Origin of the sequence: Natronobeatus ordinarius (genome assembly GCF_024362485.1) — an archaeon.
In the GTDB taxonomy this organism is placed as follows: Archaea; Halobacteriota; Halobacteria; order Halobacteriales; family Natrialbaceae; genus Natronobeatus; species Natronobeatus ordinarius.
In genome coordinates, this window is record NZ_CP101456.1 from 3804350 (window position 1) to 3827449 (window position 23100).

Consider the following 23100-nt stretch of genomic DNA (forward strand, 5'->3'; position numbering starts at 1 on the left):
CCGGCAGTTACTCGAGCGACTCCAGCCCAGCAGCCTCGAGCGTTTCCTCCCACGAGTCCCAGCGGTGGAGGTAGGTTCGTAGCGTGTACGGACCGTCGGATTCGACGTCGGTCGAGGTCGGCCTCCGGCCCAGCACGTCGGCGAACGCTCGAAGCTCGTTGAGCAGCTCCCAGTCAGAGGGGCGGCTGACGTTCGGCTCGAGGCCAGCGGTTTCGAGCGCGTCCGTCCAGGTGCCCCACCGACTGACGTAGGGCTTTTCGGTGTACGGGCCGTCGGCTCGCATTTCTGCGACCGTCGGTGTGTGTCCGAGGTCGTCGGCGTACGCCCGAAGCGCCTCGAGTAGGTGCTCCCGTGAGAGCGTTCCCCCTGCACCTCCTCTCTTGGTTTCGCGCTCGTCGGGATCTAGCCCGGCGGCTTCGAGTGCGTCGAGCCAGCCCCCAAATCGGTCGGTGTACTGACTATGCGAGTACGGGCCGTCCTCGATCATCTCCCGTTGCGTTGGTGGGTGCCCGAGTTCAGAGGTGAACTCTCGGAGCGCGTGGATCAACTCCTCGTCGGTCGCACGTTTCCAGTTCGGCTCAAAGCCCGCCGTCTCGAGTGCCCTCGACCAGGATCCCCAGCGAGCGTAGTACGGACCCTCGGAGTACGGGCCGTGTTTAATCATATCTCTTTTTCTCGGTGAACGGCCTAACTCGTCGGCGAGCTCGCGCAGCGCCTCGAGATAGTGGTCGTCGGTTCGCTGACTCATTACCTGGTATTTTCGAGTGCTTTGAATAGGACTTTCGGGATTCTGGCGGTACAAGAGCCGCTTGAGAGCGGTTCAGCAGAATATTGAATGGTAATTCCAGGTGCTGAGACCCCCGTGAACGCACAAATATCAACCCTGATACTCACGAGAATAGGATAGTCTTGGGGGTTTATATACTGGTAGTGACGACTGGTGACCAACACCCAAAACCGCAGGAGGAATGACGGCCGGGGCATGGGTAATCCCCCTCGGACGTCAGGTTGGCATACACGTGCCAAACTAATAACCCTTCCTGACGTTTTGGTGTGGTGATACAATATGCAATGGACAAAAAAGCTAGTCGGAAATGAAGACGAGCGGGCTGTCTCGCCCGTCATCGGTGTAATCCTGATGGTCGCCATTACGGTTATCCTGGCGGCCGTGATCGCCGCGTTCGTGCTCGACCTCGGCGGCGGCGTCGAGAGTGAGGCACAGGCAGGTGTGGACATTAGCCAGAGTCAGTCGGGCGACGGGAACATCACCGTGTCCGTGACGTCGATGGGTAACTCCGAGCGCATCGAGATCCGTGGTGATGCAGCGGACGATCTCGAGACTAATTCTACTAGTGGTGACTATCCGTTAGAGCAAGTTGGCGATTCCGTGACGATCGGACCCAACGCTGGGCTAAACAATGAATCGGGAACGATTAGCATCGTTGCAGTCACCGAAGCCGGAACCGAGACTTCGATCTCGTCTGAAGACTTCGACTTCTCGGACAACTAATAATAGGTAGATAATCATGAACTGGACAAAAAAACTCGTAGGAAACGAGGAGGAACGCGCCGTGAGCCCCGTCATCGGTGTGATTCTCATGGTCGCCATTACGGTCATTCTGGCGGCCGTGATCGCCGCGTTTGTGCTTGACCTCGGCGGTGGCGTCGACAGTGAAGCACAGGCCGGTGTCGAGATTACCCAGAGTCAGACGGATAACACTACCACCATCTCCGCGACTTCGATGGGGAACACCGAGTACATCGTCTTCCGTGGAGATGTGGGGAACGTTAGTGGGACCTCCTATAATCCAGACGATCACCGACTTGAGAGAGTCGGAGACTCGATTACGCTCGAATATACCGCTCCAGACAATGGCACCATCACCGTCGTTGGCGTCACCGAGGACGGAACCGAGACGGCGCTGACGTCTGAGGACTTCAACTTCACTGACTGATCGCTGACCGTTCAGCGATTCATCGGATTGAAGCACACCCATTTTTGACGTCACTGACTGACACCCAATAACTACAGTCGCACGCCGAATCCGACACTCTCACTTCATTAGACATTCACGGCAACTGACTATCAACGTTGACGTCCGAGAACAGCAGGAAGTCGGACGGAATCCGCCCCGATCGCCCCGCCCACCCCCGTCGAAACACTGACGTCACCCCGGGTTGCCGTCCGGCTTGCTCGCAAGTCGGACACCATGAATCTTCAACAACACGAGAAACGAGACGACATGAAGGTCTGGCTCAGTCAGACCGAAGTGGAGCCGCTGCTCGAGGTTGCTCCCGACACCCAGAAACGCCTCGCGTTCGCCCTCGGCGCGCGCTGTGGCCTGATCCCACGAGGTCCTGGACGTCACACCAAAGGACGTCGTCGCCACCGACGCCGGAACGGTCCTGCGCGTTCGTGCCGGAAAGGGCGAGAAGTACCGCGAGACGCCCGTTCCGCGTGACCTCGCGACGACGATCCGCACGGTGAGCGACGTTCGCGACGCTCCCGCCAGTTCCCCGCTGCTCGAGATCTCGAGTACACGGTCACTTCGTCGGTGGCTCACCGGGACCGCTCGCGAGCTGCACCAGGAGACTGGCGACGACGGCTGGTTACACCTCGGCTTTCACGACCTCCGGCGGACCTGGGCGACGTCGCTCGCCTCGGCCGACGTCGACCCGATGCTCGTGCTCGACTGGGGCGGATGGAACGACCTGGAACGTTCCTCGAGCACAGTCCGGACAGAGCCGCCGGGAGACGTCCACAGTGGCCTCACACCGGGCGCACTCGTCGGACTCGACGAGGCGGCTCATCGAGAACCACCGTCCTCGAGGCTCTCGGTCAGCGACCGCGTGCCCACCACCCAGTACTCGTCACGTCGCTCGCGACGCTCGACGTCGTACAGCCGGTTCGCCGGAACGAACGGCGTCACCGCGGCTCACCTCCGTGACGACCTTCGGACGTCTCCGGATCGGGAATCGGTACGTCGACGCCAGCGGCGGACCCGCGGCTCAGTCGGGCGTAGGTGTCGCACTCGCCACAGCGGTGGGCGCGGTCGCGATCGTCACCGAACACTCGACAGAACTGGTCGGTGACGTGGGCGCCACAGTGGAGACACCTCGAGGTACTGGCCGACTGCCAGGTGTGGACGCTCACCCCAACCACCCCGCCGATCGACTACGAAATTCGCATGACGGCGTCGGTCCCCAACTGGAACCAAGTTCCACTTCAAATTTACTCGCGAATTTCGTGCGCGAGAATCTGGGATAGAAGCCCTGAAGCTTGTGAGTAACCGGTTTTCGGCCACTGCTACAAAACGGCGAGAATCGGGATCCGCCCTCCCCGATTCGAACAGATGAGAGACGGTCGCCTCGCTCCGCTCGGCGCTGCGACTCTCGTGTCCGAATCGTGTCGGTTGAACGTTTGGCTGCTCACGTTGTTCGCAGCAAAAGTCCGCCCTCCCCGATTCGAACGGGGGACAAGCCGATCTACAGTCGGCTGCTCTACCAGGCTGAGCTAAGGGCGGTCACTCTTACGTAGCAGGTGAGGGTGACATAAGGGTTATTATTCGGACCAGGCTCGGTGTGTGACAGACGTCATACGGGGAGAATGATTAATGTATGTGTAGATCTAACAGCGCACCTATCGAACCGACCATGGGGAAAATAACGTTCCGTGCGGACGACGCCCTCGTCGACGAACTCGAGGCGCTCGACGCCTCCAAGAGCGAGGTGATGCGCGAGGCGCTTCGGTCGTATCTAGACGCACACGCGGGGAGTCCGTCTCGAGCGGGGCGTTCCCATCGGTCGACCGGTTCTGATCGCCGTGGATCTGCCGCCGACGAACTGGTCGGGGAACTCGTCGACGAACTCGTTCGCGAGCGGGTGGACGAGTTGCTCACGCGGCGAGCGGACGACCGGCTGGCACACGACTCCCGCGAGATGCCCGAGGTAAACGTCACGATCGCACTCGAGGGAGACGACAGTCGTAAGACGTCCGTCGAACACGTCACCGAGCGGCCGGAGCGATCGGCTGAGCCGGTTGGTGGTGACCCAGACCGGGGCTGTGACCAGTGTGGGGAGGCGCTCGATTCGTCCCACGTTTACTGTCCAAACTGCGGTGAAAAGGCCACGAGACGGCTCTTCTGTGAGTGTGGCGACGAGATCAGATCTGACTGGGCGTTCTGTCCGAGCTGTGGGCGTCGGACGCCTGCCGCTGACGTGCTCGATCCCGAGACGCTCTAGTTCAGTGTACAGTCGTCATACGGAAACAGTCACCGGCTCCAGAAGGTTTATATTGTAAGACGAAGTTGCCTAGGTCGCGTAAGACGGTTGTCTTACACGGCCCGGTTGCGGTGGCACGTCGTGCCGCCGTACTGCGGTTTTCGTGTATGACGCCGTGCGTCTTACAGGGGCGCACGCCGTCTTACTCAACAGGGGAATACAACCATGGAGCGTGTGACACTGCGAATCCCGGAACAGCAGATCGAGGAGGTTGAACAGCTGGTCGACTCGGGCGAGTTCCCGAACCGGAGCGAGGCGATCCGGTCGGCCGTTCGAGAGATGATCAACGAACAGAACGAGGGCCGCCGCGACCGGTCCAGCACGGGTACGAACACGAACAAACGCGGCTGGGCGAAGGTGTAACGATGCAGGACATCGTTCAGGACGCCCTCGAGAACGCGGAGGAAGAGGCTCGCGAAATGGACGCGTCGTTCGACGACGACGAGTTCGGCGACCCCCGAATCGTCATCATCGGCTGTGGCGGCGCGGGGAACAACACGATCAACCGGCTGTACAACATCGGTGTCGAAGGAGCCGACACGATCGCGATCAACACCGACAAACAGCACCTCAAGATGATCGAAGCCGACACGAAGATCCTCGTTGGCAAGTCGCTCACGAACGGCCTCGGTGCCGGTGGCGACCCCTCGATGGGCGAGCGGGCCACGGAGATGGCCCAGGGCACGATCAAAGAGGTCCTCGGGGATGCAGACCTCGTCTTCGTGACCGCGGGGATGGGTGGTGGCACCGGCACGGGTGCCGCCCCCGTCGCCGCGAAGATCGCGAAAGAGCAGGGTGCGATCGTCGTCGGCATGGTTTCGACGCCGTTTAACGTCGAGCGCGCCCGGACGGTCAAAGCCGAAGAAGGGCTCGAGCGCCTGCGCGAGCAGGCAGACTCGATCATCGTTCTCGACAACAACCGACTGCTCGAGTACGTCCCGAACCTCCCGATCGGCAAGGCGTTCTCGGTGATGGACCAGATCATCGCCGAGACCGTCAAAGGGATTTCAGAGACGATCACCCAGCCGAGCCTGATCAACCTGGATTATGCGGACATGTCCACGATCATGAATCAGGGCGGCGTCGCGGTGATGCTCGTCGGCGAGACCCAGGACAAGAACAAGACCGAAGAGGTGGTGCGCGACGCGATGAACCACCCGCTGCTCGACGTCGACTACCGTGGAGCCTCGGGCGGCCTCGTTCACATCACGGGTGGACCAGACCTGACGCTGAAGGAGGCCGAGGGCATCGCGGACAACATCACCGAACGGCTCGAGGCGAGCGCAAACGTCATCTGGGGCGCGCGCATCCAGGAAGAGTACAAGGGCAAAGTCCGGGTGATGGCGATCATGACCGGCGTCCAGAGCGCCCAGGTACTCGGTCCGACGACGCAGAAGCAGGCCGACAAGTCCCGCGCCAGCCTCGAGGGGCTGAACGAGACGGACTTCGACGCCAGCAACAACGTCAGCGGCCGCTTCGGTGCCCAGAGCGACGGCGGCCGAAGCGAACTGGAAAAGCATAACGGCGTGGACGTCATCCGGTAACGAACCGGATTCTGTCTCCCGTTCTCGGACGCGAGTTGCCACCTCGGATCCGCGGCTCGCACCGACGACACACCACAGGTGGACCGCGTTTTTCGGCCGGCGTCTCCGTGACCCCGGCCCGGATCCGACCTCGTTTCCGCCAGCAGTCGGCACACATTTATCTGACGCCGTGATAGTCTCGATGAACGATGGTACGGCACAGCCGACGCTCGGACTCGAGTGGACGGCGAGGGTCCGTGGCTCGAGTTGGCGGCTACCTGATCGCCGTCGTCGGCGTCGTCGTCTTCCTCGCAGGCGTGGTTGGTGAGTCGTTCGTGATGACGGTCGGGCTCGTCCTGGTCGGCCTCTTGCTGTTCGCGGCCGGGTTGACGCTCGCCCGCGTGCCGTGGTACGTCGAAGCGGGAGTCGGGGTTCTGCTTCGGTTGCTCCCGTAGTCGGGGTGACGCCTCGTGACGGGAGCTCCGGCGACGGAACACCCGGCCACGCCAACGACTATGGGCTACCGTGTCCACTTAGTTCGTATGCACGGGCTCGTTTTCGCCGCCGGGCGCGGGACGCGCCTGCGGCCGTACACCGACGGGACGCCGAAGCCGTTGCTCGAGGTCGGGGGCCAGCCGCTGCTGGCGCGGTGTGTACGCGCCGTCGTCGACGCCGGCGTCGAGGCGATCACGATCGTCGTCGGCTACCGAGGCGGGGAGATCGTCGACCACTTCGGCGACGACTTCGAGGGCGTGTCGATCACCTACGCCCACCAGCGCGAGCGCGAGGGGCTGGCCCACGCCGTCCTCGCGGCCGAGGCACACGTCGAGGGCGACGTCCTGGCCGTAAACGGCGACAACGTCTTCGACGGCGACCTCTCGGCGCTGGTCGATCGCCACCGCGAGTCCGACGTCGATGGAACTGTGCTCCTCGATCGCGCCGCGCGCAACGAGGCCGAGACGACGGGGCTGTGTGACGTCGCCCCCGACGGGACGATCCGCGAGGTGGAATCGTCGCTCGAGTCACCCGACGCCGGGCACATCGCCGCTGGCGCGCAAACGCACCCGCCAGCGCTGTTCGACGCCTGCCGGGCGATCGAGCGCGCCGACAGCGGCGAGTACGAACTGGTCGACGCCCTCCAGCACCTGGTCGACCGCGGGCGGCGATACGTGGGCGTCGAACTCGATGGCTGGCACCTGAACGTCAACACGCCCGCGGATCTCGAGCGGGCGCGACAGTACGTCTCGGATTCGGCTGAATGACGGATCCTCGAGTGCGTTTACGCGAGGGGCGGGAACCGACCAGCTGTGTCATACGCGTCGGACGATCGAGAGCGAAACGGGTTTCCACTCGAGACCGCTAGCCCGACGTAATGGAGTGCAACCGGTGTGACGCGGAGGCGGTCATGCACGCGGCTTACTCCGGCGCACACCTCTGTGCGGATCACTTCCGCGAGTCCGTCGAGAAGCGGGTCCGTCGGCGGGTGCGGCGCGACGACCTCGTCCCGCGGGAGGCGACGCCGGAGAACCCACAGACGTGGGTGATCGGCCTCTCGGGTGGGAAAGACAGCGTCGTGCTCACGCGGATCCTCCACGAGACGTTCGCCGAGGACCCCCGCATCGAGCTGATCGGCCTGACGATCCACGAGGGGATCGAGGGCTATCGCGACGCGAGCCTCGAGGCCTGCGTCGAGCTCGCGGCCGACCTCGGCATCCGCCACGAGGTCGTGAGCTACGAGGCGGAGTTCGGCGTCCGGATGGACGACGTCGTCGAGGACGACCCCGAGAATATGGCCGCCTGTGCCTACTGTGGGGTCTTCCGACGGGACGTCCTCTCGCGGTACGCCGCGGAGTTCGGCGCGGACCTCCTGTTGACCGGACACAATCTGGACGACGAGGCCCAGACGGCGCTGATGAACTTTCTGGAAGGCGACGTCGCCCAGATGGCGAAACACTTCGACGCGAGCCTCGGCCCGCTCTCCGAGCGCCGCGACCAGGAGGCGTTCGTCCCTCGCGCCAAACCGCTTCGCGACGTCCCCGAGAAGGAAGTCGCCCTCTACGCCCACCTCGAGGAACTGCCCGTCCACATGGCCGAGTGTCCCCACTCGAGCGAGGCCTACCGCGGGGAGATCCAGCAGCTGCTGTACGGGCTCGAGGAGAACCACCCCGGGACGCGTCACTCGATTCTCTCGGGCTACGAAGAGCTCGCGAGCATCGTCGCACAGCGGTACGAGGACGACGACGGCGAGCGGGCCGATCTGCGCGAGTGCGTCGAGTGTGGGGCGACGACCACCCGGGACCGCTGTCGGAAGTGTTCGTTGCTCGCGTCGCTCGGCTGATCAGACGGTGACCGTCGGCCGGTCCTCGACGGCCGCGGCCCCGTCCTCGAGCGAGGCGAGGATCGCGTCGACGTACGCTTCCCTGACCGCCGAGGCGAACAGCTCGTGGCCGCCGTCGTAGAGGACGACGTGTTCGGGCGGGACGCGCTCGCCGATCGCGTGCAGGTCGATCAGGGGATCTCGCAACGAACAGAAGACGACGGCGTCGTGGTCGATCAGTAGCAGCTCGTCCTGTGCCTCGAGGGTCTCACGGAGGAAGGCGGGGGAGACCCACCGCGGCGTGGTCGCGAGCTCGTGGTCCGTCGCGAGTTCGCCGATGACGTCGCGCGTCGGCTCGCCGGCGGGGACGAAGGGGAAGGCGGTCGGAATCCGTCCGAGCAGCGCCATCTGGCGGCGCGGGTAGGCGACGCCGTACCCCCAGCACGGGCTCAGGTAGACGTGGTTCTCCGCGCCGTCGAGCGCCTGCCCGACCAGCGCCCCCAGGCTGTGTGCCAGCAGCTGGTAGCCGTCGAGGTCGACGACGTACTCGGCGATCGGCTCGAGCCAGTCGGCCTTGAAGTCGTCGACGTCGGTGGGGAGCTCGAACGCGTGCACCCGGTAGCCAGCGTCGGCGAGCTGGCCGATGAGCCAGCTGACGTTCTCGTGGGTCCAGCGGTTGCCCCAGCCCATGACGAAGACGAGCTCTTTCTCGCCGTCCTCGTTGAAGAGTCGGTGTCTCATATCGTTACGTTCACCGCGAGCCGACAAAAACGTGGATGATTGACGTGTGCGAACGTGAACCATTCGGGGGCTGGGCGAGAAACCCGGCCGCACGACGGCCCGCCTGGCTCGGGAAACCGTTTTCTCCATGCCGGCCCAATCGCCGTCGATGAGCGGATTCGAACGCGAGGCGGCCGTCGACCGACTCGAGAAGCTCCTCGAGGTCGTCGAGACCGAACGGATGCCCGTCCCCGTTCGCGAGGTGTGGGTCTACGGCGACCTCGCGCTCGGACTCGACCCCGTAGACCGCCTCGACGTCTATCTCACGAAAGACATCTTGCTGCGCGACGACAGCCGGGACGGCCTCGACAGCGAGACGTTCCGCGAGCGCTACGGGATCGAGGGTGTCGGCACGTCCGTCCGGGCGGACTGGGCCGCCGAGCATCCCGAGTACCTCCGGGCGAACGCGAACGGCCACGCCGCCCCCGAGCAGTGTCTCGCCGCCCACCTCCTCGAGCCCGACGAGCCGATTCACCTCGAGGTCTGTAACGCCTCCTTCGAGGACAACGTCACCCAGCGCCTGCGGGGCGCGCAGCTGCGCGAGGACTACACCCAGCTGCTCGATCCCCGTGGCGTCTGCCTGTGGGTCGATGGCGTCAGGAGCGAGGAGGCGGTTCGAAAGCTTCGAGAGAGCGCGTTCGCGCTCCCGACGCTCTCGGCGGCCCTCGAGATGCTGGGGATGGACGAGGAGGAAGCGCGGGAGGCCGCAACGGCGGTCCACGCCTGGCGCGAGGACCAGGAGGGTGTGACGGTTCGAGGCGACGTGGTGTGAGCGAAGCGTCACACGGTCGTCCGCCGTCGAGTGATCGACTGCCGGTCAGACGTCGCGCCGCCGGAACCAGCCGACGCTGGCCGCGAGCAACGCCAGCGTCATCGCGACCAGAACGCCCGCGCTGACGAGGTCGTACGTGCTCTCGAGCAGGATCCCGTTCGGATCGTAGTAGCGCATCGGGGCGATCACCCCGACGGCCTCGTAGTCGGTGCCGACGAGCAGCGACTCGAGCATGAACAGCCCGAAGGTGACCCCGAGCGCGGCTCGTTGTGCGATGCTCGTCCGATCGGCGACGACCGAGGCGAGCAGCCCGATGCCGGCGCAAGCGAAGAGGTAGGGGATCGACAGCAGGTGAACGGCCGCCACGTCAGCGGCGGGGATGGGCTCACCGACCAGCTCGGCTGCCACGTAGACGACGACGGGCGTGACGACGTTGACGACGACGATCGGGACGGCGAGCGCGGCGAACTTTTCGGTGACGGTCCGGGCCCGCGAGATCGGCATCGCGAGCAGGACGTCCATCCGGCCGCGCTCGACGTCGTCGGCGACCGTGCCGGCCGCGAGGTAGGCGAGGTAGAGCCCGAGCAGGATCGTCCAGCCGAAGACGTAGAGCTCGAAGGCGAGAAAGCCCTCGAGGGAGGCCATCGTCTGCACGTCGAACAGCTGGATGACCTCGTCGGGGTACGCAGTCAGCAATTCCTCGTCCACGTCGTCGAAGGAGTCGGCGAACGAGGGGTAGATCCAGATCACGATCACGGCCAAAAGCGACATCGCGATTCCGAGGTAGACGCTCCCACGAAGTCGGTTTCGACCCTCGTACCGGGCGAGTTCAAGCATCGTCCTCGCCCCCGTAAAACCGCAGGAAGACCGACTCGAGCGGGGCTTCCTCGATCGTGAGATCGTGGTAGGAGTAGTTCGAAACGACCGCGAGCAACTCGTCGACGTTGCCGGTGAACGTAAAGGTGTACTCGCGGTAGGTGCCATCCTGGGTTCCGTCGGTTTTCCCGGCACCGACCTGTGCACCGATCCCGTCGGTACCGGCCGACTCGTCGCGTCCGCCACCGCCGATCGCCGTGACGTCACGCTCGTTTTCGAAGCCCGCCTCGAGATCGTGGACCCCCTCGAGGTCGCGTTCGAAGACCGTCCGCGGGATCGGGTCGGCGGCGACGACGCGGACGACCTTTCCGCTGCGGCCGAGGAGTGCGTCGATAGGCTCGACTGTCACGAGCTTCCCGGATCGGATAATCCCGACGCGGTCACAGAGCCGACGCACCTCGCCGAGGATGTGAGACGAGAAAAAGAGCGTTCGGCCCCGGTCTCGCTCGTTCCTGACGAACTCGGCGAAGCGCTGTTTCATCAGCGGGTCCAGCCCGCTCGTGGGCTCGTCGAGGATCACCAGGTCGGGGTCGTGCATGAACGTCGTCACCAGACCGAGTTTCCTGACGTTCCCGTGGGAGTACTCCCGGACGGGCCGGTCGAGCGGCGGATCGAACAGCTCGAGCAGCTCCGCGCTCCGCTCGTCGCCTTTGATCCCGGCGTGTAACTCGAGGATCTCCCGGCCGGTCGAGGACTCGTCGAACTGCGGATCGTCGGGGAGGTAGCCGATCCGTCGTTTGGCTTCGATGAGTTCTCGCTCGTCTGTAACGTCTCGCCCGAGGACGCGACCCTCCCCCGCCGTCGGCGAGATGAAACCGAGCAGCATCCGGATCGTCGTCGTTTTTCCGGCCCCGTTGGGCCCGAGATAGCCGAAGATCTCGCCCTCCGCTACGTCGAACGTGACGCCGTCGTTGGCGAGGACCTCCCCGTAGTCCTTCGTGAGCCCCTCGAGTTCGATCGCGGCCATGTGTGCTCTTTGGAGCGACACCTACATGGTCTTGCTGGCAATCAGATACGTCTTGGTCGACGGACGGTACGCGCAGACGAATAGTTCGTGCTCGCAACCGGTGCTACGGACGTCTGTAGCGATCCGTCTCCAGCGAGCTCGTCGTCGAGCCCGGTGGCCGAGTCACTCGAGATAGCCCAGGCTCCGGAGCTGCTCGGCGATCTCTTCGAACTCGGCCTCGGTGAGTTGCCCCGACCGCTGGTGCTGGATGACGATGCTGCGAAGCAGGAAGCGAACGAGGTCGCTCGTACTCGAGAAGCTGGTCCCTTCGATCGTCTCCTCGACCCGTTCGGCGAGGTCCTTCGGGATCGAGACGGTGGTGTACTCGGTCATACTCGAGCGGTTCGTCGGCGGGGATAAAGGGCTGTCGACGGGGTCGGTGTTCACCACGGCGATTCGTCCGCGCTACAGTAGTCGTTGAACGTCAGTCCACACCCAGTCACGAACGTCTGCGGCCAGCCTCGGCGACGAGACCGAGAACGGCCGCTCGGCTGCGATCGGGTGGAAACCGTTTCGACGCCCACTATCGTCCACCGCGATTTTAGTGGGTCGAGTCGTATCCTCGGGTATGGGTGTCAGACCACCATCGCAGGGGGACGACGACGAACCCGACAGCATCGAGTTCGGCATCGCCGCCGTCGACGCCCACCTTCGGCGGGTCGACCTCTCCTTTCCCGCCACGGACGACGACGTCGCGGCGGCACTCGGCCACGAACGCGTTCCGTACGACGTCCACGGCAGCGACGTCTCGCTGGGCGAAGCCCTCGCCGAGGTCGACCGGGCCCGATTCGAGAGCCGGCAAGAGCTGCTGAACGCACTCCACCCGGTGTTCGAGGAGTATCGGAAGAATCGCTCCGGCGGCGTCGTCGCACAGGTCCGCTCGCTCTTTCCCTTCTAGTCCCGTCGCAATTCACTCTTCGTCGCGGCCTGCCTCGCGGGCGATTCGCTCGAGGCGCTGGCGCTGTTCGCGGTGGAGCGTGACGATCATGTCCGAGAGGACGCCGAACATGATCAGCTGGACGCCGAGTAAGATGCCCGCCGCCGAAACGACCGCGAGCACCTCGTGGCTGATCCCGTACTGGAGGTACCGGTACAGCACGTAGGCCGCGACTGCACAGCCGGCGAGAACCGAACTCGCGCCGACGCTCCCGAAGTAGAGCAGCGGGTTGTTCGTCTTCGCGAGCGAGTACAGCGTGAGGACGATCGTCCCGCCGTCCCAGATCGGGTGGAGGTTCGTGTCCGAGTCCTCCGGACGGGCCCGGTAACTGATCGGCACGACTGCCGTCTCGACGCCGTTTTTCACGCACTCGACGGCGAGTTCGGTCTCGATCGTGAAGCCGTCGGCCTCGAGCGAGAGCCGGTGAAAGGAGTCGGTGGTAAAGGCCCGATATCCGGAGAGGATGTCCTCGAAGTCGGCACCGTGGACGAACCGGAACGCCCGGTTGATCATCCGGTTGCCGAAGCCGTTGAGCGCGCGCATGGCGTCGTCGTCCATCTTCGCGAAGCGGTTGCCGATCACGTGCTCGTAGCCGCGTGCGAGGGGCTCGAGCATCGTCTCGGCGTCGGCCGGATCGTAGGTGGCGTCGCCGTCGACCATCAGGACGTACGGCAGTTCGACGTACGCCATCGCTTCCCGGACGGCCTGCCCTTTCCCCGATCCGGACTGGACCAGAACGCTCGCGCCGTGCTCGCGGGCGATCTCGCGGGTGTCGTCGTCGGAATCGCCATCGACGACGAGGACGCTGGTGAAGCCGTGCTCGCGGAAGCCGTCGATCACCTCGCCGATCGTCGCCTCCTCGTCGAGCGTCGGAATCAGGACGCAGACGTCCTCGGGCGAAATGTCTCGCGGCGCTTCGGTCATGGTGAGCACCTCACCGCTCCGACTGCTCGAGTCCACGCCTGCCGCATCGTCCTCCATCGAGGGTCACTCGATGCCCAGATTGGAAAAGACTACTGATCGACTGTCGAACGGCTGCTGTTCGTGGCGGCCTCACCACGTCAGCCCCTCGTACACCTCGAGGTCGTCCTCGGCGACGTCGATCCGTCGGCCGTCGACGACGACGGAGCGGGCCATCCCATCGAACGCGAGCTCGTCGAACTCGGGCCAGTCGGTCGCGACGACCGCGCCGTCGGCCCCCTCGAGCGCGTCGGCCGCCGACTCGGCGTACTCGAGGTCGGGATAGTCGGGCCGGACGTTCTCGACCGCGACGGGATCGTAGGCGACGACGGTCGCGCCGCGGGCCTCGAGGTGATCGATCACGTCGAGCGCGCGGGACTTCCGGACGTCGTCCGTCCCCGGCTTGAACGAGAGCCCGAGGACGGCGATCCGGGCACCCTCGAGGGCGACGTGGTCGGCGAGGAGCGCGACCAGTCGCCGGGGCTGTTCGTCGTTGACTGCAACGACGGCGTCGAGCAACGCCGGCTCGTAGCCCTGCTCGCGCGCGCCGGCCCGAAGCGCGTTGACGTCTTTCGGGAAACAGGAGCCACCCCAGCCGAGGCCGGAGCGCAGAAACTGCGCGGAGATGCGCTCGTCGAGGCCGACCGCCTCGAGCACCTCGTAGGCGTCCGCCCCGTACGCCTTCGAGATATTCCCGAGTTCGTTCACCAGCGAGACCTTCGCCGCGAGGAAGGCGTTGTTCGCGTACTTGATCAGTTCGGCCTCGCGGATCCCGGTCTCGACGAGGTGGGTGTCGTCGTGCTCGAGGATCGGCGCGTAGAGTTCGCGGAGCGTCGCCGCCGCCTCTTCGCTCGCCGTTCCGAGGACGACCTTGTCCGGGTAGAGGAAGTCCTCGACGGCCGTGCTCATCCGGAGGAACTCGGGGTTCATCGCGAGGTGGAGATCCTCGCCGACGCGTTTTCCGGAGCCTTCGGCGACGATCGGGCCGACGACCTCCTCTGTGGTCCCCGGGAGGACGGTGCTCTTGACCACGACGAGGTGCTCGCCGTCTTTCCCGGCGAGGGCGTCACCCAGCGATTCGGCGCCGGCGCGCATGATCTCGAGGTCGAGGCTGCCGTCGTCGTGCTGGGGCGTCGGGAGACAGAGCAGCGTGAGGTCGGTGTCGACGACCGCCGCGTAGTCGGTCGTCGCCCGCAAGCGAGTGCCTGCGTGTTCTGCGATTCGGTCGGCGAGGCCGGCCTCGTGGATCGGGGCCTCGCCCGCGTTGATCGTCTCGACGACGGCCTCGTCGATCTCGACGTTGACGACGTCGTGGCCGAGCTCCGCGAGACAGGCCGCGATCGTCGTGCCGACGTAGCCGCTGCCGACGATGGAGACGTGCATGTGGGTCGACAGAGGTTACAGGAGATAGTGGCTTTTCGGGTTCGCGGCCGTTCCGTAGCCGAGCGGTCGTCGCTTCTCGGCTCGGTTCCGTCGACCGCGTCACCAGTTCGAACGGGGCGCGTCGGTCACCACCCCAGCGTCGGAGCCGCCGCTCGCCGTAAACCCAGCCCCTCGAGAAGGGCACAGCCCGGAGGCGTGGACTCGTTACTGCTCGGCGGCGACGCTCGACTCGTCGGCCAGCAGGCTTTCGGCTCGCTCGCGGTCCTCGGGATAGCCGACGTCGATCCGCCAGCCGTCCATCCGGATGGCGTCGATCGTCCGCCCCGACTGGATCAACAGGTCGATGGCGTCCGGGAGTTCGTACTCGCCGCGATCGGACGGCTGGACGAGGTGACAGGCGTGAAAGATGGCCGGGGTGAACGTGTAAAAGCCCGTCATCACGAGGTTCGACGGCGGCTCGTCGGGCTTCTCGACCACCTCGACGATCTCGCCGTACTCGTTCGTATCGAGCACGCCGTACCGGGACGCTTCCTCGTAGGGAACCTGTTCGACGAGGAAGGCGGCGTCGGCTCGCTCCTCGTTCTGCCGGTTGATCACGTCCCCGAGGTTCGCCCGGAAGACGTTGTCGCCGAGCATGAGGACGAAATCGTCCTCGACGTGTGGCTCCGCCTGCAAGATTGCGTGGGCCAATCCCAGCTGTTTCCGCTGGTGGGTGTACGTGATCGGCACACCCTCGTAGGCGTCCCCGTAGCGTTCGATGATCTTCTCTTTGAGGTAGCCGACGACGACGATCAACTCGGTGACGCCGATCTCGAGGAGGTTGTCGAAGACGTCCTCGAGCAACGGCTTGCCGTCGACCTCGACGAGCGCCTTCGGCTTGTCCTCGGTGAGCGGCCGGAGGCGGGTCCCCTTGCCCGCGGCCAGCACGACAGCTTGCATATCTCGAGTCATCGACGGCGGGTTATTATATACTTTGTGAGCGATAGGTCCGCCGGTTATCATCAGCCGCGAGAGTCACGCCGCTCTGATCGCTGTCGCCGTCCGTCGTCATCGATTCGCTCGAGTCGACGCGCGTCAGTTTCGCGCCAGCGGGACGTCGAACGGGAGGTTCCTCGAGACCGTGGTTCTGAACGCACTCGAGATCGTGAGCAGCACGAGGAAGTAGACCAGCGCACCGAGGCCGACGAGTGCGACGACGAAAATCTCGTTGTAGGCGGCGATCGGGTGGGGTTCGCCGATTACTCGAGCGGCATAGACGACGACGCCCATGAGCAGGGCGGCGACACATTGCTTCGAAATTTCCTCGAGTGGGACGCTGAACCCGACGTGACGACGAGTGTAATAGAACCCGAAGACGAGACCGATGGCGGCAGAGCTGGCCGTGGCGATCGCTGCGCCGACCCAGCCGATAGTGTATACGAGTGCGACATTCAAAACGAGGTTCGAGACGATGAAGACGGCGTTCGCTCGGAACGCGAGGTCTGGTCTGTCGATCGCATTGAGAGTATTGAGCAGCTGTTTGTTGTACGTATAGACGAGAAGGGACGCGATGAGTATTGGAAGAACAACTTGCCCGTCGACAAACCCTTCGCCGTAAATCGCCATTAGTCGATCAGCTAACAACGTACCACCTACGAGACCTGGGATGATGATGAGGCCGCCAAATGCGAGCCCGTCCTCCACGAGTCCCGAGACGGATTCAGGCTCGTTTTTCGCGGCTATTTCGCTCATTTCGGGAAAGAGCGTATTACTGACCGCACTTCCGAAGATGTCGAGGAACTTCGAGAGTGTCCACGCAACCGAGTAAATACCGACGAGCCCTGCCGAAACGAAAAATCCAAGCACGACGATATCTACCTGATCGAACGTTCGGCCTCGTATACTGCCGAGCCAGGAAAACTTCGCGTAATCGAAGAGACTACTGAAGTGTTCCCGGTCCGGGATGGCTGGTCGGAATCGAAGAACGATGACGCTAACAACGATCGCAAATATCCCGCCTGCGATGTATCCGACGAGTAGTCCGGTGAGCCCGAATCCGAGAAACACGAGCGCTATCTGGGCGACGCTTCTCACGCCGAGTTTTATTGTCGACAGTGGGGCGTAGATATGGACCAAATGATACCCTTTGAGGGTAGAGAACAAAAGCGACCTGAACAATACGGTCAGAACGATCAATGCAACAAACCCGGCGACTGGTCTGCCGACGTACACGTTAACTTGCTCACGGAACAGGAACACGCCGATTCCGACGGAAACTCCCAGCGCAGCGATAATGATGGCGCCCGCAGTAGCATACGCCTCCCGCTCGTTCCCTTCGCTGACTCGCTTCGTCACTGCACCTGTCCATCCAATACTTCCGACTAACGTAAGCCACGTAACCAGTGCGAGTACGAGGGCATAGAATCCAAGCACCTCTTCACCGAGAACTCGAGCGAAATAAATCGTAGCAACGAATCCAAAAGCGGATCCGCCGACTTTGGAAATGAAATAGATGACCGATGTCTGGCCGAGACGCATGTACGATTCCGTTGTTCAGCCTCGACGTTTATCAGCGTATCCAAAATGTAGTTGGATAGCGTGATCAGGACTCACCGGTTAGTGATGCCTCTCATCCTAATCTGAGTTCTTGCCCACCGAGGATGGACTGGAGCTGTTCAGGTGGATCAAGTCCTCGTCGTTTCCACGTGGCTAACATGGTCGTGATCGTCTCGTGAATCTGGACCCCTTCGGCTGAGCGGAGGGTCCGGAACATCTTCCGCAGCACCACTTGCTCGCGCAGAGCGCGCTCTGCGCGATTATTCGTCGAATCGACGTCTGGCTCTGTCACGAACGTCAGCCAGTGGCCTAACCCGTTCCTGATCTTCTCGATCAGTTTCTGAACCTCCTGTGACTCATACTCCTCCCTGATCAGCCCTTCCAAGTGTAACGACGCCTCCGCCCGCATCTGCTCGCGGGCGGAGGCAGACGGGTCCTCTTCGTCGAACGCCGTTAAGTCATCGTGGAGATCGTGCAACTCCGCAGAAAGCCACTCTGCTTCCTCATACCGCTCAGCAACGTACTCTGCCTCCCGTAACAGATGCGCCCAGCATCGCTGGAGTTTCGTGTGGTAGCTCCGGTACGCCGACCAGCCGTCACAGCTGAGCGTCGAGTCCTCGGCGAATTCCTCGCCGAGGACGTCCTCTAACACCTGGCTTCCACGACTCTCATCAACCCAGAACAGCACCTCTTCGTCAGTAACAAACGTCCACGCCCAGTGTTGCTCTCCATCAACAGGAAAGCCCGTCTCATCACAATAGACGACGTCACTCTCCCGAACACTGGCTTTGACGTCTTCATACGCGGGTCGCAGCCGGTCTGCGACCCGCTTGGTCAGGTTGTAGATTGTCCGGTGGGAGATGGGGAGATCGAGCTCCCACTCAAACAACTCTGCCTGCTTTCGGTTTGGAAGTCGCTGATGGAACCTTCCAAGGGCGGTTTGGGCCATGATATTTGGCCCAAACCGCCCGGTTTCCGGGCAGTCAGGATGTTCAGCAACGACCTCGTTTCCACAGGAACAGTGGTGTTTGCCGAGTTCGTACTCGGTGACAGTGGTTGGAATGGGGAGTGGTATATCGATAATCGTCCGTGAGACGTAGCTGTCCGGGTTAGAGAGTGTCTGCTCACAGTCTGGGCAATATCCCCGATCAACTCGAATAGTCTCCTCTGGTTCCGGAGGCGGTCGAGTTGTTCCCTCGTGACCTTCGTCACGTCCTGGAGAGGAGTCGCTGGCGGCGTCAGCGTCGCCGCCAGCGTCGTCCCCTTGGTCTTCGTTCTCTTCCTCGTCGCTGTCATCGTTGCCAGGTGATCCAGCCGCGCCACCCTGCTTACTGGGTGGTGTGTTTGGGTTTTCGTACCACTTGAGGCGTGCTTGCAGATTCTCGATCTGCTGTTGCTGTGCTGTGAGTTGACGACGGAGAAGACGGTTCTCGAACTCTTTGACTACGAGCTGCTGGCGGAGATGCGTACTGTCCTCAGCGCGGATCGCGGAATCTGTCGATTCCGGCGATCCGCCAATCCCCAGCGACACACTTGATTTACCATTGAGAGACCATTCATGAGACTGCTACGAAATCGGTCTGGCAGCAAGTCGCTATCCAACTACTCCAAAATAACGTCCGTACTTAGATACACTCATTTTCGACACCTACTCTTAAGTCACCTGTACGTATGCACTTTTCAACCCTTCTCGTATGAGAGGATCTTACACTCGCCTACTGCCATTCCTTCCCACTCCTCAAGGGCGTCTTTATCGCGTGAAATGATTTCGTGTGTGCTCAGTGCTTTTTCTTCGTACTCCTCAAGAACGTCCCTCGTTTCTCTGTTATGTGCGTAGTCATCGGTTGCATGAATTGTCCGCCTCGTGTTCGGATCGTCGGGGGCTATTTGCGGATTGTACCGTGCTCTGTATCGTTCTTTTATCTCTTTCATTTCGTGAGAGTTCCGCTCCCTGATCCGCGGGTCGGGTACTTCGATCTGGACTGAGAGTATATTCGATGGCTCTTCGCCGATCCGTTCGATTTTCTTCTCTATATACTCCCAACGAACGTCCGTCTGTGTCGCGTAGAGGTCGTGGACGAATTCGCCGAACGTCTCCCGGTCGAAGGTTAAACGCGTACAGGAATGGACTCTTTCTTCTTCGACCAGACTCTCGACTATCTCTTCGAAGTAGTCGCTCGCCGGCGGCCAAATGATCGCTTCGAACAGGACACCGTGCTCGTCAAGGAGAGCGCTAAACTCGGTTCGGAGGGCGGCGAGTTCTGCATCGGTAAAATCGCGACTTTCGAACCACGCGATCGGACACCGTTTGACCCCTACGTCCGGCTTCTCAACCGTTACTTCGACTTCCTGTTGGGAGTCGTAGAGCGCGCACGCTGCAATTTCCGGATCGAGTATTTCGGACGAATATCCGATCGGAACGGGAGGACGGTCCTGCTGTTCAAAATACTCGTCGACGGCATCGAGGAACTCGCCGAGAGGTTGGACATCAGCGTGGTCTTCAAAATTCTCGTAAAGATCGAAGCCTCCCCTCGTGTCACCTCTGTGTTCTTTGATCGCTAGTAGGTACACGACCAGATCGTACCTGGTGAATTCCGCTCCGGAATACTGAGCGGCGATAAAGTCCGCGGGATCGTACTTCAGTTTCAGCTCATCTTCGGCCAGAGTTCCTACTTTGATTTTGCGTCGTGGCTTCGTGTATCTCTGTAGAAGTCCCGTCGGGTCTGCGAGCTTCACGAGCCGAATTCCGCGTTGTACCGTCTTCTTTAACCCGGCTTGCCTATACGATTGCACTGCCCTGGCCGGGATCGACGTCGGTTTCGTCTCGTAATCGTCCTGCGATCGTCGACTGAGCGGTCCGTGGCGTCGTGTGAATTCGATCCCGTGTTCGATCGTTCTCTTGAACCCGTCTCTTCGAAGGGATCGGATTCCGCGAGTAGCAACGTGTGAGATACTCGGTGTATAGTCATCGACTACGAGGTCAGGTTCCCACTCGTCCGTCTCTTGACTGTACTCGTCGAGTAGTGCGATGTCTTCGCGGTCTTTTTCCCACTGACGGTACAGTTTGTGCGAGTACTCGATCTCGGGTCGAACGATCTTGATCCCTCCGACGTCATCGTGATACGTCCCGTCATAGATGATCGTCTCGTCGGAAATTCCAATGTGCTCGTACTTGTTCGACGCAAGTTCGATCAGGTCTCCAATTTCTCCGACTCCATCACGGTGAGACGGCGCAACACAGACGTCGATGTCGCCGTGCTCTCTCAGGTCGCGGATCGAGAGACAAACACTACCGACGAGACAGCAGTCCGTGGGATCGAGATCGTTCTCCTCTAGAAACCGCTTTAAATCCGACCGAAGAGATGAAACGGCCTCGTCTGAGAAGGGACCATCGACCTGATCAGTCATCTAAACTGTGAGTAGACGAGTCCGCAACTATAACTCTTCTATATCTTCTCTCCAGACTCTATAAGCTCTTGCAGGTCCGGATGGTCGATGTGCTGCTCGACTGTCGAAGGAACTTCTTCGACCGGCGTCTCGTGAAGGGGTTCGCGAAGTTGTTGCCATTGCGCGTGTCGTGCCGAAATCCGAACCGGAATTTCCTCGAGCTCGAGTATCTTCGCGATCCCGAGCCGATGCCGACCGTCGACGAAGAGAAATTGGCCGTCGCGACCGACGTCGACGATGACCTCGTCGTAACAGTTGAACCGATCACCTTCGACGTATTTGTCCGGGAACAGCTCCCCCTGCTGGACGAGTTCCTGCTTGCTTCGGTATCCCTGATCCCGGATGCGTTCGTAGAGGCGGTCGACTCGAGTACAGGCCTCCCACACGTCTTCCTCGCTCGCACAGCCTCGCCAGATGACGTGTCCGCGCTCTGCTTGCTCGAGGACGTGCTGGATGAACTCGATGTCCTCCCACTCTTTGCCGTCCTCGAAACGCTGCCGGAGTGCCTGGACGACGGGCAGGTCTTCGACGCGCTCGTCGCTTTGATCCCAGTCGCCACCCTGGACGGTTCCGAGATCCTGCCACTGGAATCGTCCCGGGTTCGGTCCACGACCGGTGACGTGGGTGATCTCGGTCGGATCGACGCGGACGATTTTGAAGGGGTCGGCGACGGCGGAGTAGGGACGGGAGTTCCACCAGCAAAGTAGCTTTCGGTAGCGTGGACTTCCGTAGAGACCCTTGGTGCCGAGTACGTGTCGAACGTAGCGGGGAACGAAACGCGCCGACTTTTCGATGGTCGAAATGAGCCCCTCGTTTCGGTAGACATGTAGTGCCCGACGGAGGAGCTTTTGCATTAGTTAGCGTGAAATCGAAGTGGGACTCGCCTATATGTTACGAAGCGATCGGCGAGGTGATGACTGATCGGGGACGTGACGGCGAACCGCTGCTGATCGACGGACAACACCGGCTGTTCATCGCCAAGGTGTGTGGCGTCGAGGAGATTCCGGTGCTGGTCGTGGTTCGTCACCGGGAGTACGTCGACGACGGGTGACTCGCAGCCGCGGGGTCTGGGTTCAGAGACGGCCTCGAGATCGCTCCCGAGGAACTTATATCGGCGTCGCCTCCAGTGTAGTACCACGACGGATGTCAGAGCCCGATTCGGATACGGAGGGGGAGACGATCACGCTCCACGAACTGCTGGAACAGAGCGCGCGCGCGGCGCTCGATCTCCAGCGCGAGGACGGATCGTTTCCACCGGGGCGAAACGGGGTCTACGACGAGCCGGAGACGCCCGTGCGGACGACCTCGCACTGGCTGACGACGCTGTCGAAGGTGTACGAGATCACCGGCGACGAGGTGTTCGCCGAGGCGGCCAACGACGCGGCCGACTATTTGCTCAGCGACGAGGCACGGCCGTATGGGTATACGTTTCACTCGAGAACGGTCGAGGGAAAAGATCACTGCGATGGCTTGGTCGGACAGGCAGCTCCAGTCCGTGGATTAGCGCACGCTGGACCGACACTCGGCCGGCCGGAATTACTCGAGACGGCAAAAGACGCGGTTTTGCTCCACCCTTTCGACGAGGGTCTCGGCCTCTGGGAACGGGTCGAAATCGACGGTTCGGTGTTATCATTCGATCGAACGTTAAACCATCAGATTCTGTTTGCTGGTGCGGCATCTCACCTTGCGGAGGAGTACGAAGAGGTCGAGAACACGGTCACTGGGTTTACTGCACAACTCGAGTCGAATATATGTCTCCACCGTGACGGTATCATCAAGCATTATATTTGCCCTCCACTTGGTCGAACGATTGGGGCAGTTCTTCAGGAACCCCGTCACTGGCGTCTATTGGCTAATGAGGTGCTTTCCCGTCTCTATTCCTACTCATCTAGTCGAAAGCAAAAGGAAATCGGCTATCACCCTGTGAATCTACTCGGGTTAGCACAACTCAAGTCGAATCTGACTGCGATAGGATTATGGTCAGATATAGGCACAGAACTTCCCATTGAGGAGATTTGTGCAACAGATACTATTTCGAAGGTAGCCGAATACGGTGGGCGTTATGGTGCTATGACACCAGGGATAGACATTGCCCTTGCGCTTCATGCCCTATGTGATGCCGATACTAAGCGAGTACAGCAGTGGCTCGAGCGGGACTTTCAGGAGAAGTTCGACCCGACTTCAGGTTTTCTGTCGGTAGGAACGGAGGACTCTATTTTTCAGGCGGCAGCAATCTCGTACGCCGTCGACCTCTCTGATTACGATATCCGATTCTGATTTTCG

At 61.9% G+C, this 23100-nt stretch carries 28 protein-coding genes, 1 tRNA gene and 1 pseudogene; 13 read left to right on the forward strand and 17 right to left on the reverse strand.

The window, feature by feature from the left end; translation table 11 throughout:
• Positions 1-7: 7 nt before the first annotated feature.
• Positions 8-748, reverse strand: coding sequence for a homing endonuclease associated repeat-containing protein (locus NMQ09_RS19040; RefSeq protein ID WP_255192147.1), 741 nt, complete (start codon positions 746-748; stop codon positions 8-10).
• 318 nt (positions 749-1066) lie between these two features.
• On the opposite strand from NMQ09_RS19040, the gene NMQ09_RS19045 reads away from it, so the two are divergent.
• Complete coding sequence (locus NMQ09_RS19045; RefSeq protein ID WP_255192148.1) at positions 1067-1510, forward strand: type IV pilin domain-containing protein; 444 nt, start codon at positions 1067-1069, stop codon at positions 1508-1510.
• Positions 1511-1526: 16 nt separating this feature from the next.
• Entirely contained in the window at positions 1527-1955 is a 429-nt protein-coding gene (locus NMQ09_RS19050; RefSeq protein ID WP_255192149.1) for a type IV pilin domain-containing protein, read from the forward strand.
• A 213-nt stretch (positions 1956-2168) separates the two neighbouring features.
• On the opposite strand, the gene NMQ09_RS19055 is transcribed toward NMQ09_RS19050, so the two are convergent.
• Positions 2169-2483, reverse strand: coding sequence for a hypothetical protein (locus NMQ09_RS19055; RefSeq protein WP_255192150.1), 315 nt, complete (start codon positions 2481-2483; stop codon positions 2169-2171).
• On the opposite strand from NMQ09_RS19055, the pseudogene NMQ09_RS19060 reads away from it, so the two are divergent.
• Positions 2407-2658 (forward strand): annotated as a pseudogene (locus NMQ09_RS19060) (tyrosine-type recombinase/integrase); the annotation flags it as partial. The gene NMQ09_RS19055 and the pseudogene NMQ09_RS19060 sit on opposite strands and share 77 nt — an antisense overlap.
• On the opposite strand, the gene NMQ09_RS19065 reads toward NMQ09_RS19060, so the two are convergent.
• The 4 genes from NMQ09_RS19065 to NMQ09_RS19080 form a co-directional block, all read right to left on the reverse strand.
• On the reverse strand, positions 2611-2811 hold the full coding sequence (locus tag NMQ09_RS19065) for a hypothetical protein (RefSeq protein WP_255194628.1): 201 nt from the start codon (positions 2809-2811) through the stop codon (positions 2611-2613). The pseudogene NMQ09_RS19060 and the gene NMQ09_RS19065 overlap by 48 nt on opposite strands.
• Positions 2808-2930: a hypothetical protein gene (locus NMQ09_RS19070; protein ID WP_255192151.1), complete on the reverse strand. Its 123-nt coding sequence runs from the start codon at positions 2928-2930 to the stop codon at positions 2808-2810. The genes NMQ09_RS19065 and NMQ09_RS19070 overlap by 4 nt, the downstream gene beginning before the upstream one ends.
• Positions 2927-3163 (reverse strand): DUF7563 family protein, encoded by a 237-nt coding sequence (locus NMQ09_RS19075; RefSeq protein ID WP_255192152.1) that lies wholly within the window; start codon positions 3161-3163, stop codon positions 2927-2929. The genes NMQ09_RS19070 and NMQ09_RS19075 overlap by 4 nt, the downstream gene beginning before the upstream one ends.
• Before the next feature lie 287 nt (positions 3164-3450).
• Positions 3451-3524 (reverse strand) — tRNA-Tyr (locus NMQ09_RS19080).
• Between the two features lie 130 nt (positions 3525-3654).
• Here NMQ09_RS19080 and NMQ09_RS19085 point away from each other — a divergent pair.
• The 6 genes from NMQ09_RS19085 to ncsA all read left to right on the forward strand — a co-directional run bounded on the left by NMQ09_RS19085 (position 3655) and on the right by ncsA (position 8142).
• The gene (locus NMQ09_RS19085) at positions 3655-4242 is read left to right on the forward strand and encodes a double zinc ribbon domain-containing protein (protein WP_255192153.1); all 588 of its coding nucleotides are present in this window, start codon (positions 3655-3657) and stop codon (positions 4240-4242) included.
• 204 nt (positions 4243-4446) lie between these two features.
• Positions 4447-4644 (forward strand): ribbon-helix-helix domain-containing protein, encoded by a 198-nt coding sequence (locus NMQ09_RS19090; RefSeq protein WP_255192154.1) that lies wholly within the window; start codon positions 4447-4449, stop codon positions 4642-4644.
• A gap of 2 nt (positions 4645-4646) precedes the next feature.
• Positions 4647-5825 carry a cell division protein FtsZ gene (gene ftsZ, locus NMQ09_RS19095; protein ID WP_255192155.1) on the forward strand — a complete coding sequence of 393 codons (1179 nt, stop codon included), beginning with the start codon at positions 4647-4649 and terminating at the stop codon, positions 5823-5825.
• Positions 5826-6013: 188 nt separating this feature from the next.
• Positions 6014-6259: a hypothetical protein gene (locus NMQ09_RS19100; protein WP_255192156.1), complete on the forward strand. Its 246-nt coding sequence runs from the start codon at positions 6014-6016 to the stop codon at positions 6257-6259.
• An 87-nt stretch (positions 6260-6346) separates the two neighbouring features.
• Positions 6347-7066 (forward strand): sugar phosphate nucleotidyltransferase, encoded by a 720-nt coding sequence (locus tag NMQ09_RS19105; protein ID WP_255192157.1) that lies wholly within the window; start codon positions 6347-6349, stop codon positions 7064-7066.
• A gap of 110 nt (positions 7067-7176) precedes the next feature.
• Positions 7177-8142 (forward strand): tRNA 2-thiolation protein NcsA, encoded by a 966-nt coding sequence (ncsA, locus tag NMQ09_RS19110; RefSeq protein ID WP_255192158.1) that lies wholly within the window; start codon positions 7177-7179, stop codon positions 8140-8142.
• Here the strand turns inward: ncsA and NMQ09_RS19115 are convergent, their stop codons facing one another.
• On the reverse strand, positions 8143-8862 hold the full coding sequence (locus NMQ09_RS19115; RefSeq protein ID WP_255192159.1) for an alpha/beta fold hydrolase: 720 nt from the start codon (positions 8860-8862) through the stop codon (positions 8143-8145).
• 148 nt (positions 8863-9010) lie between these two features.
• Here NMQ09_RS19115 and NMQ09_RS19120 point away from each other — a divergent pair, with 148 nt between their 5' ends.
• A complete protein-coding gene (locus NMQ09_RS19120) occupies positions 9011-9673 on the forward strand; it encodes a DUF7095 family protein (RefSeq protein WP_255192160.1) in 663 nt (220 codons plus the stop codon).
• 45 nt (positions 9674-9718) lie between these two features.
• Here the strand turns inward: NMQ09_RS19120 and NMQ09_RS19125 are convergent, their stop codons facing one another.
• From NMQ09_RS19125 to NMQ09_RS19135, 3 genes are all read right to left on the reverse strand, one after another.
• Complete coding sequence (locus NMQ09_RS19125) at positions 9719-10510, reverse strand: ABC transporter permease subunit (protein ID WP_255192161.1); 792 nt, start codon at positions 10508-10510, stop codon at positions 9719-9721.
• Complete coding sequence (locus NMQ09_RS19130; RefSeq protein ID WP_255194616.1) at positions 10503-11516, reverse strand: ABC transporter ATP-binding protein; 1014 nt, start codon at positions 11514-11516, stop codon at positions 10503-10505. The genes NMQ09_RS19125 and NMQ09_RS19130 overlap by 8 nt, the downstream gene beginning before the upstream one ends.
• A 162-nt stretch (positions 11517-11678) precedes the next feature.
• Positions 11679-11888 (reverse strand): ribbon-helix-helix domain-containing protein, encoded by a 210-nt coding sequence (locus NMQ09_RS19135; protein WP_255192162.1) that lies wholly within the window; start codon positions 11886-11888, stop codon positions 11679-11681.
• 235 nt (positions 11889-12123) lie between these two features.
• Between NMQ09_RS19135 and NMQ09_RS19140 the strand changes: the two genes are divergently transcribed.
• Complete coding sequence (locus NMQ09_RS19140; RefSeq protein ID WP_255192163.1) at positions 12124-12453, forward strand: DUF5789 family protein; 330 nt, start codon at positions 12124-12126, stop codon at positions 12451-12453.
• Positions 12454-12465: 12 nt separating this feature from the next.
• On the opposite strand, the gene aglJ is transcribed toward NMQ09_RS19140, so the two are convergent.
• The 7 genes from aglJ to NMQ09_RS19175 all read right to left on the reverse strand — a co-directional run bounded on the left by aglJ (position 12466) and on the right by NMQ09_RS19175 (position 21671).
• Positions 12466-13473 carry an S-layer glycoprotein N-glycosyltransferase AglJ gene (aglJ, locus tag NMQ09_RS19145; RefSeq protein ID WP_255192164.1) on the reverse strand — a complete coding sequence of 336 codons (1008 nt, stop codon included), beginning with the start codon at positions 13471-13473 and terminating at the stop codon, positions 12466-12468.
• A gap of 72 nt (positions 13474-13545) precedes the next feature.
• Complete coding sequence (gene aglM / locus NMQ09_RS19150) at positions 13546-14835, reverse strand: UDP-glucose 6-dehydrogenase AglM (protein WP_255192165.1); 1290 nt, start codon at positions 14833-14835, stop codon at positions 13546-13548.
• A gap of 204 nt (positions 14836-15039) precedes the next feature.
• Positions 15040-15774, reverse strand: a complete 735-nt coding sequence (gene aglF / locus NMQ09_RS19155; protein WP_255192166.1) for a UTP--glucose-1-phosphate uridylyltransferase AglF — start codon at positions 15772-15774, stop codon at positions 15040-15042.
• Positions 15775-15909: 135 nt separating this feature from the next.
• Positions 15910-17352, reverse strand: coding sequence for an oligosaccharide flippase family protein (locus tag NMQ09_RS19160; protein WP_255192167.1), 1443 nt, complete (start codon positions 17350-17352; stop codon positions 15910-15912).
• A 91-nt stretch (positions 17353-17443) separates the two neighbouring features.
• Entirely contained in the window at positions 17444-18901 is a 1458-nt protein-coding gene (gene tnpC, locus NMQ09_RS19165; protein WP_255191006.1) for an IS66 family transposase, read from the reverse strand.
• Between the two features lie 149 nt (positions 18902-19050).
• Positions 19051-20778 carry a hypothetical protein gene (locus NMQ09_RS19170; RefSeq protein ID WP_255192168.1) on the reverse strand — a complete coding sequence of 576 codons (1728 nt, stop codon included), beginning with the start codon at positions 20776-20778 and terminating at the stop codon, positions 19051-19053.
• Between the two features lie 38 nt (positions 20779-20816).
• Positions 20817-21671: a ParB/RepB/Spo0J family partition protein gene (locus tag NMQ09_RS19175; protein ID WP_255192169.1), complete on the reverse strand. Its 855-nt coding sequence runs from the start codon at positions 21669-21671 to the stop codon at positions 20817-20819.
• A 59-nt stretch (positions 21672-21730) separates the two neighbouring features.
• On the opposite strand from NMQ09_RS19175, the gene NMQ09_RS19180 reads away from it, so the two are divergent.
• Both NMQ09_RS19180 and NMQ09_RS19185 read left to right on the forward strand, forming a co-directional pair.
• On the forward strand, positions 21731-21868 hold the full coding sequence (locus NMQ09_RS19180) for a ParB N-terminal domain-containing protein (RefSeq protein WP_255192170.1): 138 nt from the start codon (positions 21731-21733) through the stop codon (positions 21866-21868).
• Between the two features lie 92 nt (positions 21869-21960).
• On the forward strand, positions 21961-23094 hold the full coding sequence (locus NMQ09_RS19185) for a glycoside hydrolase family protein (RefSeq protein ID WP_255192171.1): 1134 nt from the start codon (positions 21961-21963) through the stop codon (positions 23092-23094).
• The last annotated feature ends 6 nt before the right edge of the window (positions 23095-23100 follow it).